At 74.0% G+C, this 6448-nt stretch carries 9 protein-coding genes and 1 tRNA gene; 9 read left to right on the plus strand and 1 reads right to left on the minus strand.

The features are described from left to right. The first annotated feature begins 64 nt into the window (after nt 1-64). The 8 genes from VM242_00065 to VM242_00100 all read left to right on the plus strand — a co-directional run bounded on the left by VM242_00065 (nt 65) and on the right by VM242_00100 (nt 5253). Nucleotides 65-136: transfer RNA gene (locus VM242_00065), tRNA-Lys, on the plus strand. A gap of 125 nt (nt 137-261) precedes the next feature. Continuing rightward, a complete protein-coding gene (locus VM242_00070) occupies nt 262-1059 on the plus strand; it encodes a hypothetical protein (protein ID HVM03543.1) in 798 nt (265 codons plus the stop codon). 28 nt (nt 1060-1087) lie between these two features. Then, complete coding sequence (locus VM242_00075) at nt 1088-1402, plus strand: AAA family ATPase (GenBank protein HVM03544.1); 315 nt, start codon at nt 1088-1090, stop codon at nt 1400-1402. Nucleotides 1403-1423: 21 nt separating this feature from the next. Next, complete coding sequence (locus VM242_00080) at nt 1424-1819, plus strand: hypothetical protein (protein ID HVM03545.1); 396 nt, start codon at nt 1424-1426, stop codon at nt 1817-1819. 217 nt (nt 1820-2036) lie between these two features. Beyond that, on the plus strand, nt 2037-2525 hold the full coding sequence (locus VM242_00085) for a hypothetical protein (protein ID HVM03546.1): 489 nt from the start codon (nt 2037-2039) through the stop codon (nt 2523-2525). A 93-nt stretch (nt 2526-2618) separates the two neighbouring features. Next, the gene (locus tag VM242_00090) at nt 2619-2984 is read left to right on the plus strand and encodes a cupin domain-containing protein (GenBank protein HVM03547.1); all 366 of its coding nucleotides are present in this window, start codon (nt 2619-2621) and stop codon (nt 2982-2984) included. A gap of 104 nt (nt 2985-3088) precedes the next feature. Continuing rightward, complete coding sequence (locus tag VM242_00095; protein ID HVM03548.1) at nt 3089-4618, plus strand: sialidase family protein; 1530 nt, start codon at nt 3089-3091, stop codon at nt 4616-4618. A gap of 50 nt (nt 4619-4668) precedes the next feature. Beyond that, nucleotides 4669-5253 (plus strand): hypothetical protein, encoded by a 585-nt coding sequence (locus VM242_00100; GenBank protein HVM03549.1) that lies wholly within the window; start codon nt 4669-4671, stop codon nt 5251-5253. Between the two features lie 28 nt (nt 5254-5281). On the opposite strand, the gene VM242_00105 is transcribed toward VM242_00100, so the two are convergent. Next, the gene (locus tag VM242_00105) at nt 5282-5902 is read right to left on the minus strand and encodes a hypothetical protein (protein ID HVM03550.1); all 621 of its coding nucleotides are present in this window, start codon (nt 5900-5902) and stop codon (nt 5282-5284) included. Nucleotides 5903-6104: 202 nt separating this feature from the next. On the opposite strand from VM242_00105, the gene VM242_00110 reads away from it, so the two are divergent. Continuing rightward, a partial coding sequence (locus VM242_00110) for a GlsB/YeaQ/YmgE family stress response membrane protein (protein ID HVM03551.1) occupies nt 6105-6448 on the plus strand: 344 nt, incomplete at its 3' end.

Below are 6448 nucleotides of genomic sequence, written 5' to 3' on the forward strand. Positions count from 1 at the left end.
TGGTCCAGGAGGTCGGGGGTTCGAGTCCCCTTAGCCACCCTCCCCGCCGTACAGTTCACCGCACGCGCCTCTAGCTCAACGGCAGAGCAACGGACTCTTAATCCGCAGGTTCTGGGTTCGAATCCCAGGGGGCGCACCGCAGCGAGGGCGATCGCCACGGGGGCTGGTGGCCCTCGCCGCCGGTGGCGACCAGGCTTGCAGCGATTCCAGCGTAGTCCTGCGCCTATTGACGCCGGTCTGCGGCCCGCGTACGTTCCCGGCGTGCGGGTCGTGCTGCTGGGCAAGGGGGGCTCGGGCAAGTCCACCCTGGCCGGGCTGCTGTGCGCCGAGATCCGGTCGCGGGACGGCGCGGTGGTGGCGTTCGACGCCGACACCGTTCCCGGCCTCGGCGAAGTGCTGGGCATGCCCGCCACCGACGACTGGATGCTCGCCGGGTCGGCCGTGCGTGACGCCGGTGGGTGGCGGCTCGAGGGCAGTGCCGCCGACGTGGTCGACCGCTGCGCCCGGGAGGCGCCCGGCGGCGTGCGGTTCGTCCAGGTCGGCAACGCCGACTCGGCCACCAAGGACTTCGAGCTGTACCGGGCGCGCTACCCGGACCGGTGGTCGGCCGCCGTTGCCTTCAACACGGTCGCCCGGATCTACGACGAGGAGGACGGGTGGGCCGTCGTCGACCTCCAGGGTGGGACGCTCCACGTCGCCAGCGGGATGGTCGGCACCGACGGCGTGGCCCTCCTGGTCGTGGAGCCGTTCGCCAAGTCGGTGCTCACCGCCCGGCGCATGGCCGGCATGGGGACGTGGCCGCCGGGGGTGCGCCTGGCCGGCGTGGCGAACAAGGTCGACTCCGCCGACGACGAAGCCTACGTACGCGACGCCCTCGAGGACCTCGGCGTGCCGATGTGGGCTTCGGTCCCGCTCGACCCGGCGATCAAGCGGGCCGAGCGCGCCGGCGTACCCCTGGTGGCCGGGGACCCGTCGTCGCCCGCCCGTCGCGCCGTGGCGCGACTCGTCGACCAACTGGAGCAGGCGGGTGCGCCCGCCGAAGCCGTCCGCGGCGCGTGAGCGCACGGACCCCGAGAACGGAGGGCCTGTGACCAAGATCGCCGTCGCCGGGAAGGGCGGCTCGGGCAAGACCACCGTCGCCGGCGTCCTCGCCCGGCTGGTGGCCGAAGAGGGGCGGGACGTGCTCACCGTCGACGCCGACGAGAACCCGAACCTCGGCATCTCGCTCGGCCTCGGCGTCGAGGCCACGTACGGCCTGATCTCGGCCCGGGAGGAGATGCTGCCCGACGGTCCGGCCATGGCCATGTCCATGGAGGAGGTGGTCGAGCGCTTCGCCACCCAGGCGGGCGAGCGGCTCAAGGTGGTGCAGGTCCGCAAGTTCGACCACTTCCGACCCGGCTGAGGCGGGCTCTCGGCCGGGCAGTTGCTCGCCTCGCTGGAAGACAAGCCGGGACGCGTCGTCATCGTCGACCTGGGCGGCGGCGTCATGACCGTGGCCCGGGGGGACGAGAGCCAGATCGACGTCCTGGTGGTGGTGGTCGAGCCGTACCCGCGGTCGGCCGAGGTCGCCCGGCGGCTGCTCGCCATGGCGGCCGAGAAGGGGATCGATCGCCGCATCGTCGTCGCCAACAGGATCGCCGGCCGGGAGGACCTCGACGCCGTCGAGCGGTTCCTCGGCGTGGCGCCCGACGTCGTCATCCCCGACGACTCGGCGGTCGCCGCCGCCGACCGGGCCGGCGCCTCGCCGGTGGACCACGACCCGGGGTCGCCGGCGGTGGGCGTGGTGCGGGAGCTGGCGTCGCTGCTGCTCGACTACTGAGCGCCGGCCCGACCTCGTCGACGGGAGCAGCGACCGCGCCCAGCCGCTGCCCGAGCACGACCTCGCCGACGAGCTGCGGACGTGGACGTTCCCCGTCGTTGTCGGTCCCGCGAAGCGGGGTTTCGGGTCGGGGATCCGGCCCGGTGGGCGCCCGGCCGCCGAGGACCACTGACCACGTCCCGGGGTTGGGCGCCCGCTCGTCGGGTAAGCCGGTCCCATGGGGACGAACGAGCTGCTGGAGACCTACCTGAACGACCACCTGGCGGGGGCCACGGCCGGGCTCGACCTGGCCCGCCGCCTGACCGAGGACACCGAGGGCACGCCCGTGGGCGCAGCCATGCAACAGCTGGCCGACGACATCGAGGCCGACCGGGCGGTGCTCGAGGACCTCGTCGGCCGGCTCGGGTTCGAGGAGCAGACCGTCAAGCAGGCGGCGGCCTGGATGGCCGAGAAGGCGAGCCGGCTGCGACTCAACCGGGTGTCCGCCGGCAGCGACGCCCTGGCCCTCCTCCTCTCCATGGAGACGCTGTCGATGGGTGTCGACGGGAAGCGGAACCTGTGGCAATCCCTCCAGGAGATCGCCGTGGACGTCCCCGTCCTCGCCGCCCTCGACCTGGCCGGGCTCGTCGAGCGCGCCGAGTCGCAGCACGCCGTCCTGGAGAAGTACCGGCGGGCGGCCGCTCCCGCCGCCCTCGGCTGCCGCTGAGGCGCCCGGCAGGCGCGCCTGCGGTACGGTCCCGCCCCGCTGCCGGCGGCGGGTGACCGTCGCCCTCGCCCCGCCGGCGCGGAGGGAGGTCGCATGCCCAGGTTGATCGAGTCGCCCGTGCGGGTCGCCGCCGCCGGCGAGCCGCCCAAGACCATCGACGAGTTCGTGGGGCGGGCCAGCGACGGCGCCGAGGACGTGAGCCTCGCGCTCATGAAGAGCCCGCCGGGGTGGGCCGAGCCGGGCCAGCGGCCCGAGTTCGACGAGTACACCGTCGTCCTGCGGGGGACGGTGCGCGTCGAGCACGACGGCGGGGCGCTCGACGTCGGCGCCGGCCAGGCCGTGCACTGCCGCCCGGGCGAGTGGGTCCGCTACAGCACGCCGGGCTCCGAGGGCGCCGAGTACGTGTCCGTCTGCCTGCCCGCCTTCTCGTTCGACGTCGTGCACCGCGACGAGGGCTGACGCCGGACGAGACCGGACTGCCCCGAGCACGCCCGTTCACGTTGTGGGAGAGTGACGCGGTACCACCGGCACTAGTGCCGGGCAGACGGCTTGGGGAGGCGTACATGGGGGTGCGAACGGCCGCTGCAGCCCTCGCCGCCGTCCTGGTCGCGGCGGCGACGGCCGGAGGGCCGGCGTCGGCGGCGGAGCTGGGCGACGAGGCGAGGATCTCCGGCATCCACGCCGTGGCCCGGACCTTCGAGGGCCCGGCCGCAGCCGTGGACCCGAACGACGACGACCGCGTGTTCGTGGCCGCCTCCGACCTGCTCTCGAACTCCTGCCACGTGTACCGCTCCACCGACCGGGGCCGCACCTTCACCGAGCTGGCGGGCCCCGACTTCGGGACGGCCACGGACTGCGGCCTCAACAAGGGCGGGATCCCGCAGAACATGAGGATGAAGCTCGTCATCGACGGCGAGGGTGTCGTCTACTGGGCCGTGGCGGTGGCCGACCCTGCGCACCACGGCGCCCGTGGCGTCGTGCTGGCGCGCTCGACCGACGACGGGGCCAGCTGGACCACCACGACCGTGACGCCCGGCCTGGCTCCGCCCACTCCCGACGAGGCGGTGGCGAACTTCGTGCCCGACGTGTTCGTGTCCCCGTTCGGCGCCGCGCCCCGCACCGTGTGGGTCTCGTGGCGCCGCTCGTACGCCGAGGCGTCCGAACGGGCCACCGAGGCGTGGGCAGCCCGGTCCGTCGACGGCGGCGGGACCTTCGCCCCCGAGGTGCGGGCCATCGAGGCGGACCCCGGGTTCGACGCGCCCCGCGTCGTCGAGGACGCCCAGGGCACGGCGTACTGGTTCCAGCGCTCCCGCCCGGCCAGTGCCTCCGAGGGCGAGGCCCCCAAGCCGTCGCCCCTGCTGATGGCCCGGTCGACGGACGGCGGCCGGACCTGGGCACAGCGCGAGGTCGGGCAGCAGGACGTCGTGATGGAGGAGCCCCTCGCCGCCGTGTCCCCCGAGGGCGACGCGCTGTACCTGGCGTGGGCCGACGGCCGCAATGGCGACCTCGACGTCTTCTTCAGCCGTTCGGCCGACGGTGGCGAGTCGTGGAGCGAGCCGCTGCGGGTGAACGACGACGCCACCGCCAACAAGCGGACCCAGAAGTGGCCGCGGATGAGCGTGGCGCCCGGCGGGCGCATCGACGTCGCCTGGTACGACTACCGCCACGGGTCCCAGGACACCCCGGCAGACGACGTGGAGTTCTTCCTGGGCGACGCCAACGACGTCTACCTGGCCTCCTCGGAGGACGGGGGGCGCAGCTTCGGCGAGAACGAGCGGATGACCCGGGCGTCCATCGACCGCACCCGCGGCACCTACAACGTCCAGTACTTCGTCGAGGTCCCGCCCGCGCTGGCGTCCGGCGAGGACCACGCCTACGTCGCCTGGTCCGACACCCGGCTCGGCAACGACGACAACGGGGCCCAGGACATCTTCGGGGCGGCGTTGGCGCTGGAGGAGGGCGGATCGTCCACCCGGGCGTTGGTCGTCGCTGCGGAGGTGCTCGTCGCCCTGGTCGGCGTCGGCCTGCTGGCCGCGGCCGCGCTACGGCGCCGCGGGGCGTCGTCGTCCATGGCCGCGGGCGCATCGTCGTGACGAACGTCCGTTCAACGCCCGGCTCGGTGCCGGCATCGAGGGGAGGACCCGTGCTCACCAGAGGAAGACTCGCCACGTTCTTCGCCGGGGCGGCCATCGCGCTCGGAGCCGGCGGCGTCGCCGCGTTCGCGTGCACCAACCTGGCCACCGCCGCCGTCAGCTCGTCCACCGGCCGGGCGGGAGAGACGTTGACCTTCACCGGCTCCTCGTTCGCCGCCCCCGAGGAGGGCGCACCGCCGAGCCCGGTCGTGGTCCACTGGGGATCGGCCGGCGGGCCGGTCCTGGCCGAGCTGGCGCCCGACGCCCGCGGGTCCGTCTCCGGGTCCTTCAGCGTCCCCCAGGCCGGCCCCGGGCACTTCGTCATCGTCGCCACCCAGGTCGACGCCGAGGGCGAGCCGCAGTTCGGCACGCCCGCCCGCGTGCCCTTCGAGGTCGTCGGCGCCAACGGCGAGTCGGTGCCGCCGCCCGTGACCGACGGGGCGCCCCTGTCCTCCGGCTCCGGCTCGGGTGGGACGTCGATGCTCCTGGTGCTCGGCATCGTCGCCGCCTGCCTGCTCGCCGGGGGGCTGGCCGCCTACCGCCAGTCGCCGCCGCGCCCGTCGCCCGTGCCGGAGGCGCGGCCGGCCCGCCGCTGATCCGGGAACGGCCTGAGGCGCCCGGGCGCTACCCGTCCTCGAAGAGGTCCCAGATGGTGCCGCCCGGCGGCAGCTTCAGGTCACCCAGTCTCAGCTCCGTGGTGACCTCCCAGTAGGCCCCCATGTGGATCCGGGACAGGTTCGAGACCTCGTCGTCGCCGCCGAGGAACAGCGGGACGTCGTAGCCGACGCAGTCCTCGGGGCCGAGGAAGTCGTCGTCGCCGCTCGCCTCCCGCCAGTCGGCGTAGAACTCGAGGGCCAGGGCGCTGTCGCCGTACTGGACCAGCTCGTCGGTGTGGAGGTCGGCGATGGTGACCGGGATCTCGAGCGCGTCGCCGGTGGCGGGATCGAGGAGCAGGACGAGGGGGTGCCGGTTCTTGGCCCGCTGGGCGTCCGCCGCGAACTGGCGCCCCAACCAGTCGCAGCCGAAGACGAACATGCGGTCGACCAGCTCGGGGAACGCCTCCTCGGCCCGCGCCGTCCACTCCTCCGCCGCCTCCGGCACGTGGACCCGGTACAGGCCGCCGCCGAACGAGGCGCCGGCCAGCTCGGCGAACACCCGGTCCAGCTGGGCGTCGCCGTACCTGGTGGTGGCCGGCTCGGCGGGGCGGTCGAGCCCGTACATCATGGTGAGGCCGTCGGCGAGCATCCGCCCATCGTGCCCCGCCACGACGGTCGGCCGCAGGTCGGCCGCGCTCGACCGGCGAGCACACGCGGCGGGCCCTCGTCGGCGCCGCCCCCGCCGGCGTGGCGGGATCGTGACAATTGCGAAGTCAGGAATCGCCGCACCGCCGCCGGGGGAATAGCGCAGTCACTCGAGTCGCACCCACCCTCACCGGAGGTTTCGCACCATGCTCGGCTTCATCCTCGTCATGCTCCTCATCGGAGCCGTGGCCGGCTTCCTCGCCCGGCTCCTCGTCCCCGGGCGCGACCCCATGTCGGCGGGCGCCACCATCCTGCTCGGCATCGTCGGCTCGTTCCTCGGCGGATTCCTCGGGTACGTGCTGGTCGGCAAGGACGTCACCGAAGGAGCGCTCCAGCCGTCCGGCCTTGTCGGCTCGGTGATCGGCGCGGTGATCGCCCTGCTCGCCGCCTCGGACCGCTCTCACGAGGTCGAGCCGTCGCCGCGTCGAGCCCTGCCGTGTGGCGTTCGTTCGACGAAGCAGCCGCCGGGCCTTCGACGATCGGGCCGACT

The organism is Acidimicrobiales bacterium, from assembly GCA_035540975.1.
Lineage (GTDB): Bacteria > Actinomycetota > Acidimicrobiia > Acidimicrobiales.